A 26,858-nucleotide genomic window follows, 5' to 3' on the forward strand; every position below is an offset into this window, starting at 1 on the left:
TTATCCATGACACTCAAACGCATTCTCGGCGCCGTCGCACTGCTGCTGGCACCGGCCCTGGCCTTCGCCCACCCCGGCCATGGCGACTCTGGCCTGGTGGCCGGCATCAGCCACCCGATCGGCGGCCTCGACCATTTGCTGGCGATGGTGGCCGTCGGTCTGTGGGCGGCGCAGCAACAAGGCGCCGCGCGCTGGGCGCTGCCGTGCACCTTCGTCGGTACCATGCTGATCGGCGGCCTGCTCGGATTTGAAGGGCTGGAGTTGCCGGCGCTGGAAAGCGGGATTGCCGCGTCGGTGCTGGCGTTGGGCCTGGCGGTGGCACTGACGGTGCGTCCGCCGCTGGTGATGGCGGTAGCGGCGACGGCGCTGTTTGCGCTGTTCCATGGCGTGGCCCATGGCCTGGAGCTGCCGGACATGTCGAGCCCATGGGCCTATGCCGCAGGTTTCGTGATCGCAACGGCTGCACTGCATGCTGCGGGTTATGCGGTCGTGCGTTTTCTGCCTCAGGCGGCCGCGCCGCTGGTTCGCCTGGCCGGAGCGGCTTCGGCGGTGACCGGTGCGTGGTTGCTGGCCGGATGATTTCTATCGCCTGATCAGGCCTCTTCGCGAGCAAGCTCGCTCCCACAAGGTTTGTAAACGCTGCAAAACCAATGTGGGAGCGAGCTTGGTCCGGGCGGCGATCCGACGAAGGCGGACTGACAGACACCGCGTCTCATCACGCCGTTGCTCTGCTACCATGTCGCGCAATCGCCCCTGCCGTGACGACGTCCGCCCATGCCCCACGCTTCCCGCTCCACCTCCCTGCCTGAATTGACCGCCCTGTTCGGTGAAGTGCAACAGCACTTTCTGGACGTGATCGTGCCCCTCTGGCAAGGACCGGGCTGGAACGCCGACATGGCGTTGCCTTACGAGGCGCTGGACGCCGCGCATCAGCCGCTGCCAACGCAGCGCTATCGAGCGATGGCCTGCGCACGGCAGCTGTATCTGTTTTCCAGCCTGATCGGGGTTGTGGATAACGCCGAAGTCCGCGCGGCTGCGCTGTTCCGTTCCCTGCAGCGGCATTTCCACGATGCCGAACACGGCGGCTGGTTCTACAGCGTCGATCCGCAGGGCAAACCGCTGGATCAGCGCAAGGATCTCTACACCCACGCCTTCATCCTGTTCGCATGCGCCCACTATTGGGACAAGTCTCGCGAGCCGTTGGTGGAATCCACGCTCAACGCCGCGCTGGAAGTCATCGGCCGGCGTTTCGCCACTGGTGATGGCCTCTACGAAGCCTGCCTGGACCGTGACTGGATCACGCTGGAAACCGGCCCGCTGCAAAACCCGCTCATGCACCTGGCCGAGGCATTCCTGGCCACGCTGGCTGTGCGCGAAGACGCGAAGGTCAAGCAAGCGCTGAGCGAGTTATGCACAGCCATGCACAAGCACTTCGTTGATCCGCAAGCCGGTGTGCTGATGGAAAAACCGCTGGGAGCTGTGGATAACTGGTATGAGCCTGGCCATCAGTTCGAGTGGTATTTCCTGCTGGAGTCCTCGCCCCTGCTGCGCAGCTCGAAACTGCATGCCGCGCTGGACCGGGCCTTTGCCTTCACCGAGCAGTACGGCGTGGTGCAATCGTCCGGCGCGGTGCGGGCCATGCTTGATCTGAATATGGACGGGCGGCCAAAAGATTCGACCCAACGTATCTGGGCCCAGGCCGAATACCTGCGCGCCCTGACATTACGCCCGGACAGTGAAAGCGCGGTGCTGCGCCAATTGCAGGCGTTGCAGCAGCGCTTCCTGCATACCGGTGGCTGGCATGAATGCCGCGACGAGCGAGGCGAGGTCAGCCGCAAGGACATGCCGTCGACCACGCCGTATCACTTGGCGACCTGCTATGCCGGTCTGGCGGAATATCTCCGCTGACGGATAAATCGCCAGCTGTGCTGGCGACAGGTCGTTATCCGGTTCAAGCCTTGTTGCGCTCGATGGCAAAACCCGCCCAGGTCTGGCTGACCGGCATCAGTTCCAGGCTGTTGATGTTGATGTGCGCCGGGGCATTCAGTACCCAGAAAATCGTCTCGGCGATGTCCTGCGGCTGGATCGGCTCGGCACCGGCGTAGGTCGCGTCGTAACGCGCCTGATCACCGCCGAAACGCACCAGCGAGAACTCGCTCTCGCACAGGCCCGGCTCGATGTTGCTGACGCGCACGCCAGTGCCCTGCAAGTCGCAACGCAGGTTCAGCGAGAACTGTTTGACGAACGCCTTGGTCGCGCCGTAGACGTGGCTGCCCGGGTACGGATAGTTACCAGCGATAGAGCCCAGGTTGACGATGCCGGCGCCGCGACCGTGAGCGATCAGGCGTGGCAGCAGCAGACGCGTGCTGTACATCAGGCCTTTGACGTTGGTGTCGACCATGGTGTCCCAATCGTCGAGGTCGCACTTCGGTGCCGGGTCCACGCCCAGCGCCAGCCCGGCGTTGTTGATCAGGCCGCGCAGTTTGGCGAACGACGGCGGCAGGTTGGCAATCGCCTCCTCCATCGCCTTACGATCACGCACGTCCAGCACCAGCCCATGCACTTCGGTCTGCTTCGACAGCTCGGCGCACAGCGCGTTGAGGCGTTCTTCACGACGACCGGTCAGCACCAGTTTCCAGCCGGCCTCGGCAAAACGACGGGCACAGGCTTCACCAAAACCGGAGGTCGCGCCGGTGATAAACAGGGTGTTGGACATCGTGTTCTCCTTGCTTCGGCCGCAGGGGCAGCCATTGGAATAGAAATCAGCGGGCAGCATGCCCGGCCCTGCTTTAGCCGGCAACCACCGAATCCTGCTCACTAATTGATCAACGGCCGCTACGCCATACGCACCGTGGCCTGTAGCCATGTGCACGCACGTTATCCACAAGCCCTTCCACAGTTTCCGGGGGCAAGTGGGAAAGCGCAAAGCCGCGCCACACAAGGCTTTGCGGGCGATTCAGAAAGTTTTTTGCTTGACCCTGCACAATCAGTTGTGCCGGCAAGAGCATTTCGCACGACCGGCCGGTCATGGCCATGATTGCGCGAGGCCAGCAATTACGGCCCTCAGCCGAGTCTTTCCAGAGTTTAATCACAGACTTATCCACAGGAATGACCACAGCGATCCGCGTCGTTTTTCACCTCGATAAAAAGGTTGACAAACGGGCCTTCCCCTCAGCAAAAACACACTGTTCAAAAAACAAACACACCTCTGCAAGCCACGGTTTTCAAGGCTTTCAGCCAGCTACACCCACGTTATTCACAGCCAGCTCCACAGCAAACGGGGACAAGTCAAAACTGTGGAAAAACAGCCATTTGCAGCGGCTTTATGTCGCGCTTTGGCAGGTTGGCGATTTTGTTTTCCACAATTTCCCGAAAGTCCTGGTGCTCAATGGACGAGCAGACGTAAAAAAGCCCCGACACTCACGCATAGGGGCTTGTGGACAACTCCAAACGGTCAGTGACCGCCGAGGTAAGCGTTACGCACCTCCTCGTTCACCAGCAGCTCCTTGCCGGTGCCCGTCAGGCGGATCTCGCCGTTGACCATCACGTAGGCCCGGTCGGACAGTTTCAACGCATGGTTGGCGTTCTGCTCGACGAGGAAAATGGTCATGCCGGTTTTCGCCAGCTCCCGCAGGGTGGCGAAAATCTGTTTCACCACGATCGGCGCCAGGCCCAGGCTCGGCTCATCCAGCAGTAACAGCTTGGGCCGGCTCATCAGCGCCCGGGCGATGGCAAGCATCTGCTGCTCGCCGCCGGACATGGTCATCGCGCGCTGATTGCGGCGTTCTTCGAGCCGCGGAAACAGCTCGAACATGCGCTGCATGTCTTCCTTGGCGTGCTTGTCGCCGATCGGGATGGTGCCCATCAGCAGGTTTTCCTCGACGGTCATGTCGGGGAACACCCGCCGCCCTTCCGGCGACTGCGCGATGCCGTTGGAGGCGATGTAGTGCGATGACTTGTGGGTAATGTCTACGCCTTGATAGAGGATCTGCCCGCCCGCCGCGCGAGGCTGGCCGAAGATCGACATCAACAGCGTCGACTTCCCCGCACCGTTGGAGCCGATCAGGCTGACGGTTTCGCCTTCGTTGATCTGCAGCGAAACGCCTTTGAGGGCCTGGATCGGGCCGTAGAACACGTCCAGATCCTTGAGTTCGAGGATGGGTTGCGTCATACGACTTCCTCTTCGTCGGCGCCCAGGTAGGCTGCGATCACCTTCGGATCGTTACGAATGGCATCCGGACCGCCCTCGGCGATGACGATGCCGTGGTCCAGCACCACGATGTGATCGGAAATGCTCATTACCATGCCCATGTCGTGTTCGATCAGCACCACGGTCAGATCGTGCTCGTCGCGCAGCAGCCGGATCATCGCGCTCAGCGCTTCGGTTTCCTGAGGGTTGAGGCCGGCGGCCGGTTCGTCGAGGCAGATGATCTGCGGCCGCGTGCACATGGCCCGGGCGATTTCCAGACGGCGTTGCTGGCCGTAGGACAGTTCACCGGCCAGACGGTTGGCGCAGTCCACCAGATCCACCACTTCCAGCCAGTAGAACGCGCAGTCCAGCGCGTCGCTTTCAGCCTTGCGATAGCCTTTGGTGTTGAAGATGCCGGCCAGCATGTTGCGGTTGACCCACATGTGCTGCGCCACCAGCAGGTTTTCCAGCACCGACATTTCCTTGAACAGGCGAATGTTCTGGAACGTCCGGGCCAGGCCCGCGCGGTTCACCAGATGGGTGCCACCGAACATCTTGTAGTACAGACGACTGGCGAAGTTTTTCGGTGAGACGAAGTCGGTCGGCTTGAACGATTCGCCCAGCAGCTGGATGACGTTGGTCTGCCGGCCGCGCACGTTGAGTTCGATCTTGCCGCCGGAGGCCTTGTAGAAGCCGGTCAGGCAGTTGAATACCGTGGTCTTGCCGGCGCCGTTGGGGCCGATCAGGGCAAAGATCGAGTTGCGTTTGACCTTCAGGCTGACATCGCTCAAGGCCTTGATGCCACCGAAATGCATCATCAGTTTTTCAACAGAGAGTACGACTTCACTCATGGCGCAGTCCTCTCATAGTGAATGGCACCTTTGCGTGGAGTGACCCCGGTACGGCTGATGCGGATCAGCCCGCGCGGTCGCCAGATCATCATCAACACCATCAGGATCCCGAACAGAAGCACGCGGTATTCGGCGAAGCCGCGCAGCAGTTCCGGGGCGACGGTCAGCACGAACGCTGCGATCACCACACCGATGGTCGAGCCCATGCCGCCGAGCACGACGATGGCGAGGATCAGCGCCGACTCGAAGAAGGTGAACGAGGTCGGGTTGACGAAGCCTTGGTAGGTGGCGAAGAACACACCCGCCAGACCCGCCGTGGATGCACCGATGGCGAACGCCGAGAGCTTGACCAGCACGTGGTTCAAACCCATCGAGCGGCAGGCGATTTCGTCTTCGCGCAGGGCTTCCCAGGCGCGGCCGACCGGCATTTTCACCAGACGATGCTTGATGTAAAGCACGGCCAGCACCACCAGGAACAGCACCGCATAGATGAAGTAATACTTCACGTCCGGGTTGTAGGCGATGCCGAAAAACTCGTGGAACGGCACCCCGCCATCTTTCGCCCGCTTGCCGAACTCCAGACCGAAGAAGGTCGGCAGTGGCGCCGGCATGCCGTTAGGGCCGCCAGTCAGCGATAGCCAGTTGTTGAGTACCAGACGAATGATTTCACCGAAGCCCAGGGTCACGATCGCCAGGTAGTCGCCATGCAGGCGCAGCACCGGGAAACCGAGGATGCAACCGGCGAGTCCGGCAGTGATCGCCGCCAGCGGCAGCACCGTCCAGAAGCCCAGCCCGAGGTACTGGTAACCGAGCGCCAGACCGTAGGCGCCGATGGCGTAGAACGCCACGTAACCCAGGTCGAGCAGGCCGGCGAGACCGACCACGATGTTCAGCCCCAGCCCCAGCAGCACGTAGATCAGTCCGAGGATGACCACGCCCAGCAGGTACGAGTTGGAAACGAAAGGCACGATCACGGCGATCACGATCAGCAGCGGGATGATCCAGCGCAGCCTGGATTTGTGATCGGCGGGCAGCACATGCACGCCTGAACCGGAGCTCTCGAATCCTTCGAGGATTTTCAGGCCCCTGGGGGTTTGCAGGAACAGGCTCAGGGCAAACCGGCCGGCCATGACGATGGCAATGATCCACGCCACGCGGGTCGGTTCGAGGTTGAAGCTGTAGCCGTCGAGTACCACGCCGACAATCGGCCCGAACACGATCAGGGCGATCAGACCGGCGAGAATCGCCTCAACCAGGCTCTTTTTCACATCAATGGATTTTGCAGTGGTTGAAGACATCGCTTACACCTTCGACACAAGAGGACGGCCCAGCAGGCCCTGAGGCCGGAAAACCAGAACAAGTACGAGCAGCGAGAAGCTGAACACGTCTTTGTAGTCGGAGTTGACCAGGCCCGAGAACAGCGACTCGGAGATCCCGAGGATGATCCCGCCGAGCATGGCGCCAGGCAGCGAGCCGATCCCGCCGAGCACCGCGGCGGTAAACGCCTTGATGCCGATGACGAAGCCTGCGTAGAAGTCGAACGTGCCGTAGTTCATGGTGATCAGCACGCCGGCCAGGGCCGCCATCGCTGCACCAATGATGAACACATAGGAAATCACCCGGTCGGTGTTGATCCCCAGGATCGATGCCATTTTGCGGTCTTGCTGGGTAGCGCGGCACATGCGGCCGAGCTTGGTGTACTTGATCACGTAGGTCAGCAGGCCCATCCCGACGAACGCCGCGACGAGAATGAAGACTTTGGTGTAGGTCAGCTGGACGAAGCCCGAGCCGACATCGATGCGCCAGGCGCCGGAGAGCAGCGTCGGAACACCCTGTTGGCGGGCGCCCTGGCTGATCTGGGCATAGTTTTGCAGGATCAGGGAGATACCGATGGCACTGATCAGCGGAGCCAGTCGGGTCGAGTTGCGCAGTGGTTTGTAGGCGATGCGTTCGATGACCCAGCCATACACACCCGTGACGACGATGGTGAAAACCAGTGTGCCGAGCATCAGCAGCGGGAAGGATTCGATACCGAAGTAAGCCAGCAGAGCCAGACTGATTGCCGCGAGGTAAGCGGAAATCATGTAAACCTCGCCGTGGGCGAAGTTAATCATGCCGATGATGCCGTAGACCATTGTGTAGCCGATGGCGATCAGGCCATAGACCGACCCGAGGGTCAGGCCGTTGACCAGTTGCTGCAGGAAAATACCATCCATAACGCAATCTCACGCAGTGAGAACCTGCGCACCCGGGGGCGCGCGGTTCTTCTAGGAAAAATACAGATTTACGTCGGAGCATTGTCAGAGCGCAGTCAGCCCGACCACCACAGGATCCTGTGGGAGCGAGCTTGCTCGCGAAAGCGGTTAAACATTCAACAGGGATGTTGCCTGTGATTCCGTCTTCGTCGGAACGCCGCCCGGAGCAAGCTCGCTCCCACATGGGATGAGTGGGATCAACTGATCGCGTCAGCCGTTACTTCTGCTTTTCCAGCTGGTGATATTTGCCGTCCTTGTCCCACTGGTAAACCACGTAGTCGGAGACTTTCAGGTCGCCCTTGGCGTCCCAGGTCTTCTCGCCCATCACGGTCTTGACCGGGTTGGCTTTCAGCCATTTGGCAGCGTCTTCGCCATTGTTGGACTTGGCGCCATTGAAACCGGCGGCCAGTGCCTGGATCGAGGCGTAGGCGTACAGGGTGTAGCCTTCAGGCTCGGTGCCGGCCTTGCGGAATGCGTCTACCACGGTTTTGCTGTCCGGCAGCAGACGCGGGTCGGCGCCGAAGGTCATCAGCACGCCGTCGACGTATTGCGGGCCGCCGGCGGTGGTCACCAGTTCGTCGGTCACGATGCCGTCGTCAGACATGAACTTCACGTCTTTCAGGCCTTCGGTACGCAGTTGCTTGACCAGTGGACCGGCTTCCGGATGCAGGCCACCGAAGTAGACAACGTCGGCACCGGCCGCGCGGATCTTGGTGACCACGGCGCTGAAGTCTTTTTCACCACGGGTCAGGCCTTCGTACAGCACCGGCTTCACGCCGCGTTTTTCCAGCTGAGCCTTGGTCGCATCGGCCAGGCCCTGACCATAGGTGTCCTTGTCGTGCAGCACGGCCACTTTCTTGCCCTTGAGCACGTCGACGATGTAATCGCCGGCGACGATGCCTTGCTGGTCGTCACGCCCGCACATGCGGAACATGGCGCTCAGGCCGCGCTCGGTCACCTGCGGGTTGGTGGAGCCCGGGGTGATCGCGATGATGCCGGCTTCGTCGTAGATCTCGGACGCAGGAATGGTGGAGGACGAGCAGAAGTGGCCGACCACACCGGCGACTTTCTGATTGGTGAGGTCCTTGGCGACCGTCACCGCCTGTTTCGGCTCGCAGGCGTCATCGCCCTTGACCAGAACGATTTTCTCCCCGTTGACGCCGCCCGCCGCGTTGACCGCGTCGGCCGCCGCTTGTGCCCCTTTCATGTACTGTTCGCCAAATGCCGCGTTGGCGCCCGTCATCGGACCCGCCACGCCGATTTTCACATCAGCTTGTGCAAACGAAGAAACACCCAGCGCAGTAGCCACTGCGAGGGCCAGAAAGCCTTTCTTGTAAAACGTCTGGGACATGAGGTGGTGCTCCAAGGTTTTTTTTAGTTGGCACTGCGACTTCACTTGAATGCTCAGAGCAAGGGCCGTGCCATCGGTTTTTTATTCTTCAAAAAGTCGCTGCTTTCTTGTTATTTCGACTGTTTCGTTCCCATTTTCATTGGGCGTGCAACCGTCTAAACCGCGGAAGGTGAAACCAATTATTTTTCAAGGCGCAACCCGCACGCGCCATCATTGCAACCGCGGCACCAAACGACGTGCAACCAGCCTGTAACAGCCCGCGTCACCGAACTGCACACTGCTGGTGCGGGACTGCTACAACCCGCACCATTACAGGCTAGTCGCTACATTGAAAAGCGCCGCGTCACGCAACAATTTTCAACACTCAGATGACGATCCGCAGGCACTGGCCCGCGTGATACAGCGAGAATCCGGCCTCGTACAGGCAACTGCGCAAGCCCGCACCCGTCAGGGGTTGCATCGGTGCGAAGGGAATCGGCAATGCCTGAGGATTTCCGTTACACAGGTAGTCGGCGAAGGCTTTGCCGACCACAGTGCCGGTGGTCACGCCACGGCCGTTGTAACCGGTGACGGCCACCAGTCCGGGCGCCGGTTCGAACAGGCGCATCAGGTGATCGGGAGTGAAAGCGATGCGCCCGGTCCAGGTGCATTCCCACTCCACAGGTTTGAGATTGGGGAAGTAATGCTGCTGCACCCGGTCGGCCCAGGCCTTGAGGAACCACGTCGGTTTCTGATTACCGTTGCCGAGACTGCCCAGCAACAGACGCCCGTCCTTGTCACGGCGGATGCTGCTCAACACCTGACGGGTATCCCACGAGCCCTGCCCACCCGGGAGGATTTCCTGAGCGGCATCTTCGGTGAGTGGCACCGAAGCGACCTGATAGTAGTAACCGGGGAAAAAATTGCGTTTGAGTTCGGTCCAGTCGCCTTCGGTGTAGGCATTGGAGGCGATCACCACTTGCTCGGCGAGCACCGAACCCTGTTCGGTCTGCACCGACCATTTCGGCCCCTGGCGCTCAAGACGCGCGACCGGGGAGTGATCGAACATCTGACCGCCAAGGTTGATGACAGCGTTGGCCAGCCCCGTGACATAAGCCATCGGATTGAGCGTACCGGCGCGCCGGTCGAGCAGCGCAGCGGCGATCTTTTGCGTACCGGTCGCCTGCTCACACGCCTTGCCGGTCAGCAGTTCGACCGGCGCCCCCCGGCGCTTCCACTGTTCTTCGCGACTGCGCAGATCCGCCTCACCCTTGGCGTTGTGCGCCATGTGCAGGGTGCCTTCGCGGCGCAACTGGCAATCGATGTTGTATTTATCCACAAGGCTGAACACCAGCGCCGGCGCCGCACCCAGCATGCGGTTGAGCTGGCTGCCGACCGCTTCGCCGAAGCCGGCCTCGATCTCGTCCGGCGGGATCCACATCCCGGCGTTCACCAGTCCGACGTTGCGCCCGGAGCCGCCATGCCCGGCGCGATGGGCTTCGAGCACACAGACGCTTTTGCCCTTCTCCAACAGATGCAGCGCCGCCGACAGCCCGGTAAATCCGGCGCCGATCACGCAGACATCAACCTTGACCTCGCCCCTGAGCGCCGTGTTATCCGGACGTTGCGGCGTGAGTTTTTCCCACAGACATTCTTCGCGTAACGGCATTGCCAGACTCCAACAGAAACCTGCCAAACACACCTAAAAGATCGTTCCCACGCTCTGCGTGGTAACGCAGTCAGGGACGCTCTGCGTCCCGAAAGCGAACGCGGAGCGTTCGGTGCAGCATTCCCACGCAGAGCGTGGGAACGATCAATAGCTTTGAGAAAACTGTCAGTCGAACGTTATGCCCTGCGCCAGCGGCAACTCCAGCGAATAGTTCACGGTATTGGTCTGCCGGCGCATATACGCGCGCCACGCATCCGAGCCCGACTCTCGACCGCCGCCGGTTTCTTTCTCGCCGCCGAACGCGCCGCCGATCTCGGCACCGCTCGGGCCGATATTGACGTTGGCGATGCCGCAGTCACTGCCGACTGCCGACATGAATTTCTCTGCCTCACGCACATCGGTAGTGAAGATGCACGACGACAGGCCTTGAGGCACGGCGTTGTTCAGGCGCAGCGCCTCTTCGAAATCGCTGTAGCCGACCACGTAAAGGATCGGCGCGAAGGTCTCGCTGCACACCACATCGCTCTGCTCCGGCATTTCAACGATGGCCGGCGACACGTAGTAGGCATTCGGGAATTGATCTTCCAGTTGGCGCTTGCCGCCGAACACCCGACCGCCCTCGCTCAGCGCCTGCTCCAGCGCATCCTGCATGTTTTCGAAGCTGTGCTTGTCGATCAGCGGGCCGATCAGGTTGCCTTCCAGCGGATGGCCGATGCGGACTTTGGAGTACGCGGCTTTGAGGCGGGTGACGATCTCATCTTTCACCGATTCATGGGCGATCAGGCGCCGCAATGTGGTGCACCGCTGGCCGGCAGTGCCGACGGCGCTGAACAGAATGGCGCGCACGGCCATGTCCAGATCGGCGCTCGGGCCGAGAATCATCGCGTTGTTGCCGCCCAATTCGAGAATGCTGCGGGCAAAGCGTGCGGCGACTTTCGGCGCCACCTCGCGGCCCATGCGGGTGCTGCCGGTGGCGCTGATCAGCGCGACACGCGGGTCATCCACCAGCGCTTCGCCGGCATCGCGACCGCCGATGATTACCTGGCTCAGGTGCGCCGGGGCATCGCTGAAATTCTTCAGTACGCGTTCGAACAGCGCCTGACAGGCCAGCGCGGTCAGCGGGGTTTTCTCCGAAGGTTTCCACACCACCGGGTTGCCGCAGACCAGCGCCAGCGTGGTGTTCCACGCCCACACCGCGACCGGGAAGTTGAATGCACTGATCACGCCGACCACGCCCAGCGGATGCCAGGTTTCACGCATGTGGTGGCCCGGGCGCTCGGAGGCGATGGTCAAACCGTACAACTGGCGGGACAGACCGACGGCGAAGTCGCAGATGTCGATCATCTCCTGCACTTCACCGAGGCCTTCCTGGGTGATCTTGCCCGCTTCCCAGGACACCAGTTCGCCGAGCTCGGTCTTGTATTCGCGCAGCACTTCGCCGAACTGACGCACCAGCTCGCCGCGACGCGGGGCTGGCACCTTGCGCCATTGTTCGAACGCATGATCAGCGCGACTGATGTGCTGCTCGACTTCGGCCGGGCCTTCCCAGTTCACGGCGCCGATGCGGCTGCCGTCGATGGGCGAATGCACCGGCACTTTGCCGTTCTGGTACAGGGCCGGGTTCACACCTAGACGATCAAGCAATGCGGCAACCATGGGTCACTCCTCAAGCAAAAAACTGAATGTGTGCGGGCGCGTTTTCACGACCGGGCAGACCTTTAGTTGTAGCGTCAGGAAGGCTGTGCAACAAACGACCTTTACGCGAGATATCATTCCGTTTATTCATGCTGCGCAGAAAGACAAGAAAAGGATCGCCCATGCTGAACAAACGCCACTTGCCGTCGATCACCGCGTTGCAGTGCTTCGAGGCCGTGACCCGGCACCTGAGTTTCACCCGGGCCGCCGAGGAACTGAACCTGACCCAGAGCGCTGTCAGCAAGCAGGTGGCGCAGCTCGAAGAATTGCTGCAGCACTTGTTGTTCCGCCGGGTACGCCGCCGTTTGCAGATGACCCCGGCTGGCGATCTGTACCTGGTGGAAGTCAGAAAAATACTGACCCAGGTCGAGATGTCGACCCATTACCTGCGTTCCTACGGCGGCGAGACCGAAGTCCTGCGCGTTTCCACGCCCTCGACCTTCGGCGCACGCTGGCTGGTGCCGCGCCTCAAGGGCTGGCGCCTGCGCCATCCGTCGATTCATCTGGATCTGTGCAACGAACAGGAAGCCGATGATTTGCTGCAAGGGCGCAGCGATCTGGCGTTCTATTTCGGCCAGGGTTCACGCCCCGGCACCGAATGCCTGAAGTTGTTCGGCGAAGAGTTGGTGCCGGTCTGCGCGCCCGGCAGCCTGCCGGACACGCCGTTGACTGATCCAACGCAACTCACCGATATGGTCCTGCTGCAGAATGCTTCGCGCCCGCAAGCGTGGCACGACTGGTTCGACAGCCAGGGCTACCAGACCGAGCACAGCTACCACGGCCCGCGCTTCGAAACCTTTTATATGTGCATCCGCGCCGCTCAGGTCGGCTGCGGCGTCGCCCTGCTGCCGAGGTTTCTGGTGGAAGAGGAATTGGCCGACGGCAAACTGATCATTCCCTGGCAGCATGCAATGCCCAGCAGCGATGCGTATTACCTGGCCTACCCGGAACACGCGGCGGAAGTACCCAAGGTACGGGATTTCGTGAAGTGGATGCTGGAGCAGATCGACAGTCCTATTAGCTAAAGGTCAGGCAATAACAAACAACCCATCCACGACTTTGGTTTGAGTGAGTCGCGCACGCAGGTCGTCATCGATAACCGGATCATCAACGTCATAAAGACGTACTCGGCGATAGGCATCGATCCGATTGATTTCCTGGCCCAGATATTCCCAAACGACTCGCGAACAAGCCGGAGCACGATTATCCGCAGCGGACACGCCCATTTTCAGACCGTTAAGCCGAGTGATGCAGCTCTTGAAGCTTGGTATGAGAATGGTCTGGCTGATCTCGTTCGAGGTCAGTGACTCGTAGTCGATAAGGAACAGGCGATCTCTGAGGTAGTAAGCGAACCCGATGTATCGATACCTTTCAAACTCACCTTCGGCACCCGCAATCTGTAAGCACTCGTTTCGCTCATAGACGATGTCTGATCCCTCTTCACGGACGTGCACCAGCGAGCACAGGATCGAGCCAGGCTCCGTCATAGCGTGGTAGTACTCGTAGTAGTAACCAGTATGCACCTTGAGTTCCGACGAGGAGTGTTGACGCAGGTGTCCAAGCATTCTCTGCGAAGCAGTTTGTTCTTCGACCGTGCCGGGATTCCTCGATCTCATGCCGATCAGTGTGATGAATTGCTCTGTCGGAAGCGCTATTTCAAACGCCTCGACCCCGAAAAAGTCGCAGATTCTTTTCAAGTTGAAAGCTGTAGGCACACTATTCCCACATAGATACTTATTAAATTGCCCACGATTAATTCGAATCTTCCTACAGACTTCCGCGACAGATCTGTAGTAGCTGCACAAAAGCCTTAAGTTAGCTGGAAGAAACTCCCACATAAATATTCCTGAAACGATTTTAGAAGACACAAACATAGCAGCAACCCGCATCACTTTTAAGCAACTTGCGAAATTGCGCCCAACGAAATATGGCCGGATATTACGAGCCCTGAAAGGTTTCAGGAATTGACCAGCCAATAAAAAACGCCAGCACTTTCAATAGCAAGGAGCTTTGAATGCTAGACATCATCAACGACTTTCTTTCGGGTAAGGTTTTGATCCCTGTAGTCCTTGGACTGGGTAGCTATTTCACCATCCGATCAAGGTTTGTCCAGTTCAGATATTTCCTGCACATGTTTACCGTTTTACCGGGCAGTTGGCGCAGCGGCAGTCGCCAACTGAGTTCGCTTCAGGCATTGACCCTCAGCCTCGCCGGGCGGGTGGGCACGGGCAACATCGTCGGGGTAGGGATTGCTGTGAGCATGGGAGGCCCCGGTGCCGTGTTCTGGATGTGGATGACAGCGTTGCTCGGCATGTCGAGCAGCTTCTTCGAATGCACACTGGGCCAGCTCTACAAACGTAGCGATGGGAATGGCCTGTTTCGAGGCGGGCCCTCCTGGTACATCGAGCACGGACTGGGCAAACGCTGGCTCGGATCAATTGCAGCACTTCTGCTGCTGGTGACGTTTGGATTTGCAATCAATGGTCTCGAATCACATGCGGTCTCACATTCGCTGAAAGACGCTTTCGGTCTGGCGCCGATAGGGTCAGGGCTCATATTGGCGCTACTGCTCGGGGTAGTTTTCATGGGCGGGATAAAACGAATAGCTGCCGTAGCCGACCTGTTGGTGCCGCTGAAGGTTCTCGCTTACATCGGCGTTACGAGTTATGTGATCGTGCTGCAGTTCGATCAGGTTACGCCAATGCTGATGACCATCATCCGCAGTGCATTCGGTCTGGATCAGGCCTTTGGTGGATTGGTCGGCAGCGCAATAGTCATGGGGGTGAGACGCGGTGTGTTTTCCAATGAAGCGGGACTGGGCAGCGCTCCCAATGTTGCTGCCGTGGCGAAAACCGACCATCCGGTGGCACAGGGTGTCGTGCAGGCATTCAGCGTATTCATCGACACGTTCGTGATTTGTACGTGCACGGCATTACTCATTTTGCTTTCGGGTTTCTACTCGCCGGGATTTGAGGGCGACGGCGTTGCGCTGGCGCAAAACTCGTTGGCAGCCGTGGTCGGTGAATGGGGGCGAATGTTCATCAGTGTGGTGCTGGCGCTGTTCGTCTTCACGGCGATGCTCTACAACTACTACCTCGGGGAAAACAGCCTTCGGTTCATGTTTGGCGAACCCCGAAAAACGCTGTTCTTCTACCGATCGCTGGTATTGGTTTTGGTGTTATGGGGGGCGGTAGAGGATCTTTCGACCGTGCTTGCTTTCGCCGACATCACCATGACGTTGCTGGCGCTGGTCAACCTTGTATCCATGGCACTGCTGTTTAAAGTTTGCCTGCGGATCTTGCGAGATTACGACGAGCAGCGTCGTATCGGAATCAAGACGCCCCTTTTCGACTCCAGCAAGTTTCTTGATCTTGATCTCGACCCATTGGCCTGGCCGCCGCAACCAAGGGAAGTACAAACAATAAATCGCAGTTCGTCATCGGTAACCAACGAAGCAACTACACGATCAGCTTGAAAAATCAGGCCGAGTGCTGAGCCATTTGACCCGCGATGGCTCAGCTAACCAATACACAAGTACTTCACCGAATCGAATTAAAGAACAAACAGCTCTTCTACTCATTAAGCCGAAAACAATTATCAGGACGCGCCCGATGAATCGTTATTCCCCACTTAAAGCCAACTCGACCAACAGCCCGACCTATTTAATAGATACACACGCCGCGCCCAGCGAACTATTCGAAGATGCCAGTTTCAGAATCCGCGCGGCTGTCGACCTTTTAGAGACTCTGACATCCGTAACCATCAAGGACATCAATGACTCAGATCTTTACCGACTGCTACTCCCAGTTTATGTATTGCTTCAGGATGGCGTTGAGACACTCGATCAGCTTTCCTTCAAGGGGGGCTTCGCCAATGCCTGAAGCAGCCACTTATGCAATGCTCAGGGCAGCAATGATCAAAGCGGTTGAAACAAATCTCATCCCTAGGCATTCGCTTCTCGAAGAGTACATAAAAAGCTGGGAGCGACTTGAGCGGGTCATTCAAGCGGCGCTCGATGTGTATCCCGAACAAAAAACTGCTTCAGGACAAAAAAAGCAAAAGCCTTCAAAGACGAAAGCAGGCCACCGAGCAAAAAATCGCTAGCAATCTTCATTCAGGATATGCGCCACTAGCGCCATTGATTGATACCGCGCCAATGCGCGGCCCGCCTGGAGACCCCGTTATGAGCGAGAGTGTGTTTGCCGATCGCATCGTGCAGAACCTGCTCGACACCGACTTCTACAAACTGACGATGATGCAGGCGGTGCTGCACAACTACCCCAACGTCGAAGTCGAATGGGAGTTTCGTTGCCGTAACAGTGAGGATCTGCGTCCGTATCTGGCGGAGATCCGCTTTCAGGTCGAGCGTCTGGCCGAGTTGAGTCTGAGCGCCGATCAGTTGAGCTTTCTCGAGCGCATCTCGTTCCTCAAGCCGGATTTCCTGCGTTTCCTCGGTCTGTTCCGCTTCAACCTGCGCTACCTGCACACCGGCATCGAGAACGGCGAGTTGTTCATCCGTCTGCGTGGGCCGTGGCTGCACGTGATCCTGTTCGAAGTGCCGCTGCTGGCGATCGTCAGCGAAGTGCGCAACCGTTATCGCTACCGTGAGACGGTGCTGGAACAGGCCCGCGAGCAGCTGTATCGCAAGTTCGACTGGCTGACCGCCAACGCCTCGGCCGACGAGCTGTCGCAGTTGCAGGTCGCCGATTTCGGCACCCGTCGACGGTTTTCCTACCGGGTGCAGGAAGAAGTGGTGAACGTGCTCAAGCACGATTTCCCCGGGCGTTTTGTCGGCACCAGCAACGTACACCTGTCCCGGGAGCTGGACATGAAACCACTGGGCACCATGGCCCACGAGTGGATCATGGCGCACCAGCAACTCGGCCCGCGACTGATCGACAGCCAGATTGCCGCCCTCGATTGCTGGGTCCGCGAGTACCGCGGCCTGCTGGGAATCGCCCTGACCGACTGCATCACCACCGATGCCTTCCTCGGCGACTTCGATCTGTTCTTCGCCAAGCTGTTCGACGGCTTGCGCCACGATTCCGGGGATCCGGTGCTGTGGGGCGAAAAATGCATCGCCCACTATCACAAGCTCGGCATCGATCCGATGAGCAAGACTCTGGTGTTCTCCGACAGCCTGACGCTGCCAAAGTCGCTGGAGATCTTCCGGGCACTGCGGGGGCGGATCAATGTCAGCTTCGGCATCGGCACCAACCTGACCTGTGACATTCCGGGTGTCGAACCGATGAGCATCGTGCTTAAAATGACCGCCTGCAACGGCCAACCGGTGGCGAAGATCTCCGACGAGCCGGGCAAGACCCACTGCAAAGACCCGAATTTCGTCGCCTATTTGCGACACGTTTTCCAGGTTCCTGCCGTTTCCAGCCTTTCTAGCAAGGAGTGAATTCATGCAAGCCGTACAGCGTGAGATTGCTGAACAGCTCAACGTTCAGCCGCCGTTCGCCGATTACCAGGCCCTCGAAGCGGAAGTCGCCCGACGCATCACCTTCATCCAGGATTGCCTGACCAATTCCGGGCTCAAGACCCTGGTGCTGGGCATCAGCGGCGGTGTCGACTCGCTGACCGCAGGTCTGCTGGCCCAGCGCGCCGTGCGTGAACTGCGCGAGCGCACCGGTGACGAGGCCTACAAGTTCATCGCCGTGCGCCTGCCGTACGACGTGCAGTTCGATGAGCACGATGCCCAGGCTTCGGTGGACTTCATCGCCCCGGACGAGCGCCACACCGTCAACATCGGCCCGGCAGTGAAATCCCTGGCCAGCGAAGTCGCAGCGTTCGAAGGCAAGCACGCGGTGTCGGTGGATTTCGTGCTCGGCAACACCAAAGCGCGGATGCGCATGGTCGCCCAGTACACGATCGCCGGCGCGGCCCATGGTCTGGTGATCGGCACCGACCACGCGGCGGAAGCGGTAATGGGTTTCTTCACCAAGTTCGGTGACGGCGCCTGCGATCTCGCACCGCTGAGCGGTCTGGTGAAAAACCAGGTCCGGGCCATCGCCCGCAGCTTCGGGGCACCGGAATCGCTGGTGGAAAAAGTGCCGACGGCGGATCTGGAAGACCTGTCGCCGGGCAAACCGGACGAAGCGTCCCACGGCGTGACCTACGCCGAGATCGACGCTTTCCTGCACGGCGAGCCGGTGCGTCAGGAGGCGTTCGACATCATCGTCAACACCTACAAAAAGACTCATCACAAGCGCGTCATGCCGTTTGCGCCTTGAATTCCGGGCATAAAAAAAGCGTCCCTCGGGACGCTTTTTTTTGACCTTGTGTTGCTTACTTCAGGGTCACGGTGCCTTTCATCATCGAGATGTGGCCCGGGAACGAGCAGAAGAAGCCGTACTTTTCGTCAGCCTTCAACTTGGATACGTCGATGGTCAGCGAGTCGGTTTCCTTGGCGCCGATGATTTTGGTGTGAGCGATGACGCGCTCGTCGCCGTCCTTCAGGTAGTTCTTGTCGATGCCGGCGGCCAGGCCGTCGGTGGCGATCGGCTGCATGTCGGCTTCTTTGCTGATCACCAGGTTATGGCCCATGACGTTCTTCGGCAGGCTGCCGGAGTGGGTCAGTTCGACGGTGAAGGTCTTGCAGCTCTTGTCGATCACGATCTCCTTGGTGTTGAAGGACATCTGGTCGGTGGAGTCAACGGTGGTTTTGCACTCGGCAGCCATCAATTGGCTGCTGGCCAGCGCCAGCAGGGATACCGCAACAACTTTGGAAAACATGGTGAATCTCCAAGGCAGGGTTAACAAAACACGAATGGTTGGAAGACTGCCTGAAATCTTCGCAAGTTCCTATGACTTGAGTCAAAAATTGTATACAACTTTCAGGCTATGACACTCATCGAAACAATCTAACAGCCAGACGTTTGGGCGGGACGTATCTTCAGGGCTCAACTCAACCGGAGCATCCGTCATGTCCTTCAACAGCCTGTTGTGCAGTCTGCTCGCCGCCTACGCCTGTGGTGCCAGCGGTACTTATGAAACCCCGAAACACGAAGTCTAGCCCTTGGATCAGGGCGTGCCAGCCATTACCCTGTGACCGATTGACCCAGGAGGAAGGCATGTCTCTCACATCCGTTTGTGTATTTTGCGGTGCCAACGCCGGCACCACCCCGGCGTACACCGAAGCCGCCATTGCCCTCGGCAAGGCTATCGCCGAACGTAAGCTGACCCTGGTCTATGGCGGTGGCGCCGTCGGCCTGATGGGGATTGTCGCCGATGCCGCGCTGGCGGCCGGTGGCGAAGTGATCGGCATCATCCCGCAGAGCCTGATGGACAAGGAAATCGGTCACAAAAGCCTGACACGTCTGGAAGTAGTCGACGGCATGCACGCGCGCAAGGCGCGGATGGCCGAACTCAGCGATGCGTTCATCGCCCTTCCCGGCGGCCTCGGCACCCTGGAAGAGCTGTTCGAAGTCTGGACCTGGGGCCAGCTCGGCTACCACGGCAAGCCGCTGGGCCTGCTGGAAGTGAACGGCTTCTACAGCAAACTCACTGCATTTCTCGATCACATCGTCGGCGAAGGCTTCGTTCGCGCACCACACCGTGACATGCTGCAAGTGAGTGAATCGCCGCAAACGCTGCTCGAAGCCCTCGATAACTGGAAGCCCACCGTCACGCCCAAATGGGTCGACCAGAAACCCGGTTAACCGCCGGGCACCGATACAGGGCAGAATACGCGCCGCTCAACCTCACCTTCGACCCCAGAGGATCGCCCATGGCCAAACCCAATTACTCCTTCGCCAAACGTCAACGTGACCTGGCCAAGGAACAGAAGAAAGAGGAAAAGCTTCAGCGCAAGAAACAGATGGCTGAAGAAGCGGCACTGAACCCTGACGGTGAAGTGGCGACCGATGATGATGTTGAGGCACCGAAAGACCAGGCACCCGAGGCCTGAGCAATATCGCAGGACCACTGAACGCAATTCCTGTGGGAGCGGGCTTGCTTGCGAAAGCGCCGTGACATTCACGATGGATGTGACTGACATATTGCTTTCGCGAGCAAGCCCGCTCCCACATTTGATCTTCACTCCTCCAGAGGCATCACGGTGACGCGGACTTCCGGGTCGTGATTGCCACCGCCCAATATCACCCCGCGCAACGGCGACACATCGGAGAAATCCCGCCCCCAGGCCAAGGTGATGTGCTCCAGCGCCGGCTGCACATTGTTCGTCGGGTCGAAATCCACCCAGCCCAGCACCGGGCAAAACACTGAAACCCAGGCATGGGACGCATCGGCACCGATCAACCGTGGCTGCCCCGGTGGCGGTTGAGTCAGCAGATAGCCGCTGACGTAACGCGCCGCCAACCCGCGTGATCGCACGCAGGCGAGCATCAAGTGCGCGAAGTCCTGACAGACCCCGCGCCGGCGCTCCAGCACTTCAACGAGTGGCGTCGCGACTTGCGTGGCTTCGGCGTCGAAGGTGAATTCGCTGAAGATCTTCTGCATCAGGGCCTGCACACCCAGCATCAATGGTCTGCCGGCCGGGAAACAGCTCTCCGAGAACTCGACGAAACTGCGCTTCAGGTGCACGTAGGGCGACTGGAATCGATAGCGGCAGGCTTCCAGCAACGAAGCAGACAGCGGCTGGCTGCTGTAGGTCAGCGCGTTACGCGTCAATTCCCAGGCCGGCGACTGATGGAAATCCACCACGGGCCGTGCCAGCACCTCGACCGTCAGCCGTGCATTGACCTGCAACTCATCGTGTGGCCGTTCGAAGGCCAGGCGGGTCAGCGGATTGCCGAACACATCCTGCTCGTCACGGCGGGTGGTCGGCTCCGGACTGATCAGCAATTGCTGTTCGGTGCAGCGCTGCCACTCGCATTCGCGCGGCCACAGGTGCGCCAGTTGCTGAGCCAGGGACACCGGGCTGTCATAGCGATAGCAGGTGTCGTGAAAGATCTGGTAATGGGCGCTCATCAGACGGACACCGTGCGCTGGCTGACATCATCGACATGGGCGAAATGGCGCAGCGCCAGACGATCCGACACCTGACTGCTGGCGTCGGCGATCTCCTGCAACAGATCCGCCAGACCATCGAGGGCCGCGCGCACGCTGGATTCGCCGAACAGCGGATTCTCCAGACAGCTCAGGTCGAAACGCGCCAGACGCTCGACCAGCGGCGGCAATCCAGCCTCCCTCGGCACACCGAAATCATCGTTCAGACGCTTGAGGGTGCGGGTCACCAGCTTCAACTGGAACAGCACCGCATGGGGGTTCTGCTCATCCAGCAGCAACAGGTCGAGCACCGGAATCAATTGCGCCACCGCCAGATAACGCGAGCGATAGGTGATGCTGCTATTCCCCAACTCCAGCAACCACTCAAGCCCGGCCTGATCGAACGCCCCGGCGCCGCGCAGGAATCCCGCGAGGCTGCTGCTGAGAAACTGCAGGCGCTCGATCCGCCGGCCGATCATCAGGAAACGCCAGCCTTCGTCGCGGGTCATGTCATCGAGAGCAAACCCGGACAGCGCCGCCAGCGACATCACCAATCGGTTGAGAAAATCCAGCAGTTCGCCAAAATCCGGTTCGTCGGTGTCCAGCTCCGAAGCCTCGCGTTGCAGCTCCACCAGCGCCTGCCAGTTTTCACGGGACAGCTTGCCGCGCACCTGGGATGCAGCCCACTGCAAGCGTTGCAGGTTGGAGCGCAGGCTGAACGACCAGTCCTCGCCGAGCAGTGCCGCGAGCAGGCGCTCCGGCAGCTTGCCTTCGTCCGGCAGCAGCATCAGTCGCTCGCCGAGCTCCACGGCAGCCTGCAGGGCCTGCGGGTCATCGCCGTCGACGTAGCGCGCCAGCATGATCCGCAGCAGCCGTGCACTGTCGTCGCAACGCTCGCAGTAACGGCCGAACCAGAACAGGTTCTCCACCACCCGCGACGGCAGATACGGATCGCGGCGCACCAGATCAGGCACGCCGATGTTGCGCTGGGCTTTCCACTGCTCGCCGCTCGGCGGCCGATCCCCCAGCACCCAGGTGTCCTTGCTCGCGCCGCCGCGCTGCATCGATACCACTTCAGCATCGGCTTCGGCCGCGACCCGGGTCAGCCCACCGGGCAGCACCCGATAACCGTCGTGACTGGCCACGGCGTACATGCGCATGCCGATTGCCCGGGGTTGCAGTTGCCCGTCCTCGGGCTGCCAGATCGGTGCTTGGGACAACTGCGCGAGTTCTTGCGCAACGTACGCATAAGGACGGGCCTGCATGCGCGCGGCGAGACTTTCACGCTGTTTTTCGCTCAGATCCCGGGCAAAAACCGGAGCGAAGCTTTGCGACGGAAACGCCGGTTTGATCAACAGCTCCGGCAGTTTCTCCAGCGCCTGGGCCAACACCGGCACCTCACCGCACCACCACGTGGCAATGGACGGCAGGATCAGCTCTTCGCCGAACAGGTACTGATTGATCTTCGGCAGGAAACCCAGCAGCCCCGGCGACTCCAGCACCCCGCTGCCCAGCGCATTGGCCACCAGCACTCGGCCCTGACGCACCGCCTCCAGCAATCCCGGAACGCCGAGCGCCGAATCCGTGCGCAACTCCAGCGGATCGCAAAAGTCATCGTCGAGCCGGCGCATGATCGCGTGTACCCGGCGCAGGCCACTGAGGGTCTTCAGGTAGACCGTGGCATCGCGCACCGTCAGGTCACCGCCCTCCACCAGCGGATAACCGAGCTGGCGCGCCAGATAAAGATGTTCGAAATAGCTCTCGTTGAAACGCCCTGGGGTCAGCAACACCACCAGCGGTGCGTCATCGTCGCAAGGCGCCTGACGGGCCAGGGTTTCCTGCAAGGTGCGGAAGAATCCGGCCAGATGCTGCACCTTCATATCCCGGTACATCTCGGGGAAGGCACGGGACACGATGGTGCGGTTTTCCAGCGCGTAACCGGCACCCGATGGCGCCTGAGTACGATCCGCCGTCACCCACCAGCGCCCGTCCGGCGTGCGCGCCAGATCCACGGCATACAGATGCAGAAAGGCCCCATCCGGCGGCGCAATGCCCTGACAGGGCCAGAGGAAGTTGTTGTGACCGAACACCAGCTCCGCCGGTAGCAAGCCTTCGCGAATCAACTGTTGCGGGCCATACAGGTCCGCCAGCACCGCATTGAGCAGCCGCGCGCGCTGGGCGATTCCGGCAGACAGCTGTTGCCACTCATCGGCGGCGATCACATGGGGCAGCAGGTCCAGCTCCCAAGGACGATCCGCACCCTTGGGGTCGGCATAGACGTTGTAGGTGACGCCGTTTTCCTGAATCTGCCGGGTCAGCAACGCCTGGCGCTGCGCCAGTTGCGCCGGAGTGCTGCGCTGCAATTGGTCGACCAGTCGCCGCCAGTGCGGGCGCACCGCTCCGCTGTCGTCGAGCAGTTCGTGATAGGTGCCCGCCGTAAGCGGGTAGCGGTCAAGCAGGTCAGGCATGGAAAGCTCGGCAGCCGGCAAGGTTCGGTCAGACTAACGCAGGCACATGACGCCCGGATATACGAAAAATCCGGGGGTCGTGTACGAATCAAAAGCGTCGTAAATCGAGTGTCATCGGAAACTCGTCGGAAATAGTCAGATTCGGTATAGGAAGTTTCCCCGGCGTATGTCCGATGCGGAAGAAACGCGCCATGCGCCGGCTCTCCGCTTCGTTGGCGTTGACCGGCAGCGTTTCGTAATTGCGCCCGCCCGGATGCGCGACGTGGTACTGGCAACCGCCCAGCGAGCGCTGCATCCAGGTATCAAGCAAGTCGAACACCAGCGGCGCATGCACCGGGATCGTCGGTTGCAGGCAGTTGGCCGGTTGCCATGCGCGAAAACGCACACCGGCAACAAACTCGCCCACCCGGCCGGTCGATTGCAGCGGCACCGGGATGCCATTGCAGGTCAGCAGATAACGCTGCGGCGGCAGCCCCGAAAGCTTGACCTGCAAGCGCTCCAGCGATGAATCGACATAGCGCACCGTACCGCCCGCCGCGCCCTCCTCGCCCAGCACATGCCAGGGTTCAAGGGCCTGACGCAATTCCAGTTCGATACCGTTGACGGTGTAGTCGCCGACCTTGGGAAAGCGGAACTCCAGATGCGCCGCAAACCATTCGGCGCGCAAGGGGTAACCGGCATTGTTGAGTTCGACGATGACGTCGGCGAAGTCCTGCTCGATGAAGTGCGGCAAGAGGAAGCGGTCGTGCAATTCCGTACCCCAACGCACCAGCTTCGGCGGCGCATAAGGCTCGCGCCAGAACCGCGCCACCAGCGCCCGCAACAACAGCTGTTGCGCCAGACTCATGCGCGCATGGGGCGGCATCTCGAACGCGCGCAACTCCAGCAGACCGAGGCGCCCGGTGGCGCCATCCGGTGAATACAGCTTGTCGATGCAGAACTCGGCGCGGTGGGTGTTGCCGGTGACGTCGATCAGCAAGTTGCGCAGCAAGCGATCGACCAGCCACGGCGGGCAGTCTTCTCCCGGCGCCGGCATCTGCGCGAAAGCGATTTCCAGCTCATATAGCGCATCGTTGCGCGCTTCATCGACTCGCGGCGCCTGAGAGGTCGGGCCGATGAACAGTCCGGAAAACAGGTAGGACAGCGAAGGATGGTTGTGCCAGTAGCTGATCAGGCTGCGCAGCAGATCCGGACGGCGCAGAAACGGTGAATCGCCCGGAGTCGCGCCACCAAGCACGAAATGGTTGCCGCCGCCGGTTCCGGTATGTCGTCCGTCGACCATGAATTTCTCGGTGGACAGTCGGGTCTGGCGCGCTTCTTCGTACAGAAACTCGGTGCGCTCGACCAACTCATCCCAGGTCGCCGACGGCTGTACGTTGACCTCAATCACGCCGGGATCCGGCGTAATGCGGAAGTTGCTCAGACGCGGATCGCTCGGCGGCTCATAACCCTCCAGCAATACCGGGCAATGCAGTTCCTCGGCAGTGGCTTCGATGGCAGCCACCAGTTCCAGATAATCCTCGACCCGCTCCAGCGGTGGCATGAACAGGTACAACCGGCCTTCCCGGGCCTCGGCGCAGAATGCCGTGCGGGTCAGCCAGTCGGCGGATTCGTCAATCTTCGGCACACGCTCGTCCACCGCAGCCGGCTCACGGTGATCATTGAGCTGCGATGTTTCGGGCAGTTCGGGAAAGTCCTGATTCGGGTCATTCGGATGAATGAACGGATACTCCGCCGCCCTCACCCAGGGCTGCGAGCCCAACGGCAGGCGATAGCCGAGCGGTGAATCCCCCGGCACCAGCCGGCAATGTTCATCGCGCAGATACCAGCGCCCGCTCTGCCATTGATCGCCCTTGGCGGTGCGCGCCAGCGGCAGTACCTGGCCGATGACCTTGTCCAGCCCCTGACTGAACACCTTGCGCAGTCGCGCACGTTCCAGAGGTTCCTCCAGACGCGAGTCTTCGGCGCTGACGTTGCTCGGCAAGGCGCCCTCGCGCCAGAGGTAATAAAAATTGTCTTCGTAGGCCGGGAACACGAAGCGTGTCGGCAGCTTCAGGCGTTCGGCGACGCTCGCCAGAAAACGCCCGGCCAGTGCGCCATCGGCGCCGTAGTCCTGCTGCTCATCGGCGATCAGCGCGTTGTTGTGCCAGATCGGCACGCCGTCGCGACGCCAGTAGCAATTCAGCGACCAGCGCGGCAGTTGCTCGCCCGGATACCACTTGCCCTGGCCGAAATGCACCAGCCCTTTGGGTGCGTAGTGCTTGCGCATGCGCTGGAACAGTTCGGCGGAGAGCCGGCGCTTGTCCGGGCCCAGCGCGGCGGTGTTCCATTCGGCGCCGTCGGGGTCGTCGATGGATACGAAGGTCGGTTCGCCACCCATGGTCAGGCGCACATCACCTTCCAGCAGGTCGGCATCGATCTGCCGACCCAGCGCCTGGATCGCCAGCCATTGCTCATCGGTGTAGGGCTTGGTGACGCGTGGGGCTTCCCAGATCCGTTCCACCGACATGTCGTGGCTGAACTCGCATTCGCAAGGCTCCACCATTCCACTGATCGGCGCCGCCGAGGACGGATCGGGACTGCAGGCCAGCGGAATATGCCCTTCCCCGGCGAACAGTCCGGAGGTCGCATCAAGACCGATCCAGCCGGCGCCGGGCAGGTACACCTCGCACCAGGCGTGCAGGTCGGTGAAGTCCACTTCGGTGCCGGACGGGCCGTCGAGGCTTTTCACGTCGGCCGTCAGTTGGATCAGGTAACCGGAGACGAAACGTGCCGCCAGTCCGAGATTGCGCAGCAGTTGCACCAGCAGCCATGCGGAGTCGCGACAAGAGCCGGAGGCGTGTTCAAGCGTGTGCTCCGGGGTCTGTACGCCCGGCTCCATGCGAATCAGGTAATTGATGTCTTCGCTCAGACGCTGGTTGAGCGCCACCAGGAAATCCACGGCCGGCAGCGGCGTGCGGTCGATGGCGTCCAGGTACGCCTTGAACTTCGGCGTCAGCGGCAGGGTTTCGAGGTACGGCGCCAGTTCCTTGCGTTCATCGGCGGCGTAGGCGAAGGGGATTTTCTCGGCGTAGGGCTCGAGGAAAAAGTCGAACGGATTGAACACCGCCATCTCGGCCAGCAGATCGACCTCGATCCGCAGTTCGGCGGTTTTCTCGGGAAACACCAGGCGTGCGAGGTAGTTGCCCTGAGGGTCCTGCTGCCAGTTGATGAAGTGCTGCTCGGGCGAGACCTTCAGTGAATAAGACAGAATCCGCGTGCGGCTGTGGGCAGCCGGGCGCAAACGCACGATCTGCGGGCCGAGTTCGACAGCGCGGTCGTAGCGGTAATGCGTGACGTGATGCAATGCGACATGAATCGACACGGCGTGCCTCCTGCGAGCCCAAGCGTATTCGAAAGCGCGCAAGACTTATGCCATGCAGAGGCTTGGGCGCTTTCCCGGAATG

The 26,858-nt window shown here is 60.4% G+C and carries 23 protein-coding genes; 10 read left to right on the forward strand and 13 right to left on the reverse strand.

The window, feature by feature from the left end; genetic code table 11:
• Nucleotides 1-6 precede the first annotated feature (6 nt).
• Nucleotides 7-579 (forward strand): HupE/UreJ family protein, encoded by a 573-nt coding sequence (locus AC1MDC_RS19175; protein ID WP_480393502.1) that lies wholly within the window; start codon nucleotides 7-9, stop codon nucleotides 577-579.
• Nucleotides 580-774: 195 nt separating this feature from the next.
• On the forward strand, nucleotides 775-1,908 hold the full coding sequence (locus AC1MDC_RS19180; protein ID WP_480393503.1) for an AGE family epimerase/isomerase: 1,134 nt from the start codon (nucleotides 775-777) through the stop codon (nucleotides 1,906-1,908).
• Nucleotides 1,909-1,951: 43 nt separating this feature from the next.
• On the opposite strand, the gene AC1MDC_RS19185 is transcribed toward AC1MDC_RS19180, so the two are convergent.
• The 8 genes from AC1MDC_RS19185 to amaB form a co-directional block, all read right to left on the reverse strand.
• Complete coding sequence (locus AC1MDC_RS19185; protein WP_085701286.1) at nucleotides 1,952-2,716, reverse strand: SDR family oxidoreductase; 765 nt, start codon at nucleotides 2,714-2,716, stop codon at nucleotides 1,952-1,954.
• A 738-nt stretch (nucleotides 2,717-3,454) separates the two neighbouring features.
• Nucleotides 3,455-4,171 (reverse strand): ABC transporter ATP-binding protein, encoded by a 717-nt coding sequence (locus AC1MDC_RS19190; RefSeq protein WP_085703415.1) that lies wholly within the window; start codon nucleotides 4,169-4,171, stop codon nucleotides 3,455-3,457.
• Complete coding sequence (locus AC1MDC_RS19195; RefSeq protein WP_085701287.1) at nucleotides 4,168-5,040, reverse strand: ATP-binding cassette domain-containing protein; 873 nt, start codon at nucleotides 5,038-5,040, stop codon at nucleotides 4,168-4,170. The genes AC1MDC_RS19190 and AC1MDC_RS19195 overlap by 4 nt, the downstream gene beginning before the upstream one ends.
• Nucleotides 5,037-6,338 carry a high-affinity branched-chain amino acid ABC transporter permease LivM gene (gene livM / locus AC1MDC_RS19200; protein ID WP_085701288.1) on the reverse strand — a complete coding sequence of 434 codons (1,302 nt, stop codon included), beginning with the start codon at nucleotides 6,336-6,338 and terminating at the stop codon, nucleotides 5,037-5,039. Before livM ends, AC1MDC_RS19195 begins: the two co-directional genes overlap by 4 nt.
• Nucleotides 6,339-6,341: 3 nt before the next feature.
• Nucleotides 6,342-7,256 (reverse strand): ABC transporter permease subunit, encoded by a 915-nt coding sequence (locus AC1MDC_RS19205; protein WP_085701289.1) that lies wholly within the window; start codon nucleotides 7,254-7,256, stop codon nucleotides 6,342-6,344.
• A 256-nt stretch (nucleotides 7,257-7,512) separates the two neighbouring features.
• Entirely contained in the window at nucleotides 7,513-8,646 is a 1,134-nt protein-coding gene (locus AC1MDC_RS19210; protein WP_085701290.1) for an ABC transporter substrate-binding protein, read from the reverse strand.
• A gap of 364 nt (nucleotides 8,647-9,010) precedes the next feature.
• Nucleotides 9,011-10,294 (reverse strand): L-pipecolate oxidase, encoded by a 1,284-nt coding sequence (amaA, locus tag AC1MDC_RS19215; RefSeq protein ID WP_085701291.1) that lies wholly within the window; start codon nucleotides 10,292-10,294, stop codon nucleotides 9,011-9,013.
• 165 nt (nucleotides 10,295-10,459) lie between these two features.
• The gene (amaB, locus tag AC1MDC_RS19220) at nucleotides 10,460-11,950 is read right to left on the reverse strand and encodes an L-piperidine-6-carboxylate dehydrogenase (RefSeq protein WP_266202091.1); all 1,491 of its coding nucleotides are present in this window, start codon (nucleotides 11,948-11,950) and stop codon (nucleotides 10,460-10,462) included.
• Between the two features lie 161 nt (nucleotides 11,951-12,111).
• Here amaB and AC1MDC_RS19225 point away from each other — a divergent pair, with 161 nt between their 5' ends.
• Nucleotides 12,112-13,014 carry a LysR family transcriptional regulator gene (locus AC1MDC_RS19225; RefSeq protein ID WP_085701292.1) on the forward strand — a complete coding sequence of 301 codons (903 nt, stop codon included), beginning with the start codon at nucleotides 12,112-12,114 and terminating at the stop codon, nucleotides 13,012-13,014.
• 3 nt (nucleotides 13,015-13,017) lie between these two features.
• Here AC1MDC_RS19225 and AC1MDC_RS19230 read toward each other — a convergent pair whose 3' ends face one another.
• The gene (locus AC1MDC_RS19230) at nucleotides 13,018-13,827 is read right to left on the reverse strand and encodes a helix-turn-helix domain-containing protein (protein WP_480393513.1); all 810 of its coding nucleotides are present in this window, start codon (nucleotides 13,825-13,827) and stop codon (nucleotides 13,018-13,020) included.
• Between the two features lie 176 nt (nucleotides 13,828-14,003).
• On the opposite strand from AC1MDC_RS19230, the gene AC1MDC_RS19235 reads away from it, so the two are divergent.
• The 5 genes from AC1MDC_RS19235 to nadE all read left to right on the forward strand — a co-directional run bounded on the left by AC1MDC_RS19235 (nucleotide 14,004) and on the right by nadE (nucleotide 18,228).
• Nucleotides 14,004-15,464, forward strand: a complete 1,461-nt coding sequence (locus tag AC1MDC_RS19235) for an alanine/glycine:cation symporter family protein (protein WP_480393504.1) — start codon at nucleotides 14,004-14,006, stop codon at nucleotides 15,462-15,464.
• A 136-nt stretch (nucleotides 15,465-15,600) separates the two neighbouring features.
• Nucleotides 15,601-15,870, forward strand: coding sequence for a hypothetical protein (locus AC1MDC_RS19240; RefSeq protein ID WP_480393505.1), 270 nt, complete (start codon nucleotides 15,601-15,603; stop codon nucleotides 15,868-15,870).
• Nucleotides 15,863-16,093 carry a hypothetical protein gene (locus AC1MDC_RS19245; protein WP_139834851.1) on the forward strand — a complete coding sequence of 77 codons (231 nt, stop codon included), beginning with the start codon at nucleotides 15,863-15,865 and terminating at the stop codon, nucleotides 16,091-16,093. The genes AC1MDC_RS19240 and AC1MDC_RS19245 overlap by 8 nt, the downstream gene beginning before the upstream one ends.
• Before the next feature lie 79 nt (nucleotides 16,094-16,172).
• Entirely contained in the window at nucleotides 16,173-17,396 is a 1,224-nt protein-coding gene (gene pncB / locus AC1MDC_RS19250; RefSeq protein WP_480393506.1) for a nicotinate phosphoribosyltransferase, read from the forward strand.
• 4 nt (nucleotides 17,397-17,400) lie between these two features.
• The gene (gene nadE / locus AC1MDC_RS19255) at nucleotides 17,401-18,228 is read left to right on the forward strand and encodes an ammonia-dependent NAD(+) synthetase (RefSeq protein WP_085701296.1); all 828 of its coding nucleotides are present in this window, start codon (nucleotides 17,401-17,403) and stop codon (nucleotides 18,226-18,228) included.
• A gap of 55 nt (nucleotides 18,229-18,283) precedes the next feature.
• On the opposite strand, the gene azu is transcribed toward nadE, so the two are convergent.
• On the reverse strand, nucleotides 18,284-18,730 hold the full coding sequence (azu, locus tag AC1MDC_RS19260) for an azurin (RefSeq protein WP_085701297.1): 447 nt from the start codon (nucleotides 18,728-18,730) through the stop codon (nucleotides 18,284-18,286).
• A 338-nt stretch (nucleotides 18,731-19,068) separates the two neighbouring features.
• Between azu and AC1MDC_RS19265 the strand changes: the two genes are divergently transcribed.
• A complete protein-coding gene (locus AC1MDC_RS19265; RefSeq protein ID WP_085701298.1) occupies nucleotides 19,069-19,656 on the forward strand; it encodes an LOG family protein in 588 nt (195 codons plus the stop codon).
• 68 nt (nucleotides 19,657-19,724) lie between these two features.
• A complete protein-coding gene (locus AC1MDC_RS19270) occupies nucleotides 19,725-19,904 on the forward strand; it encodes a hypothetical protein (RefSeq protein WP_085701299.1) in 180 nt (59 codons plus the stop codon).
• 128 nt (nucleotides 19,905-20,032) lie between these two features.
• Here the strand turns inward: AC1MDC_RS19270 and AC1MDC_RS19275 are convergent, their stop codons facing one another.
• From AC1MDC_RS19275 to AC1MDC_RS19285, 3 genes are all read right to left on the reverse strand, one after another.
• A complete protein-coding gene (locus tag AC1MDC_RS19275) occupies nucleotides 20,033-20,926 on the reverse strand; it encodes a transglutaminase family protein (RefSeq protein WP_085685125.1) in 894 nt (297 codons plus the stop codon).
• Complete coding sequence (locus AC1MDC_RS19280) at nucleotides 20,926-23,412, reverse strand: circularly permuted type 2 ATP-grasp protein (RefSeq protein ID WP_085703409.1); 2,487 nt, start codon at nucleotides 23,410-23,412, stop codon at nucleotides 20,926-20,928. The genes AC1MDC_RS19275 and AC1MDC_RS19280 overlap by 1 nt, the downstream gene beginning before the upstream one ends.
• An 88-nt stretch (nucleotides 23,413-23,500) precedes the next feature.
• Nucleotides 23,501-26,776 (reverse strand): transglutaminase family protein, encoded by a 3,276-nt coding sequence (locus tag AC1MDC_RS19285; RefSeq protein WP_480393507.1) that lies wholly within the window; start codon nucleotides 26,774-26,776, stop codon nucleotides 23,501-23,503.
• Between the last annotated feature and the right edge of the window lie 82 nt (nucleotides 26,777-26,858).

The sequence above is a fragment of the Pseudomonas sp. 1 genome, assembly GCF_056626735.1.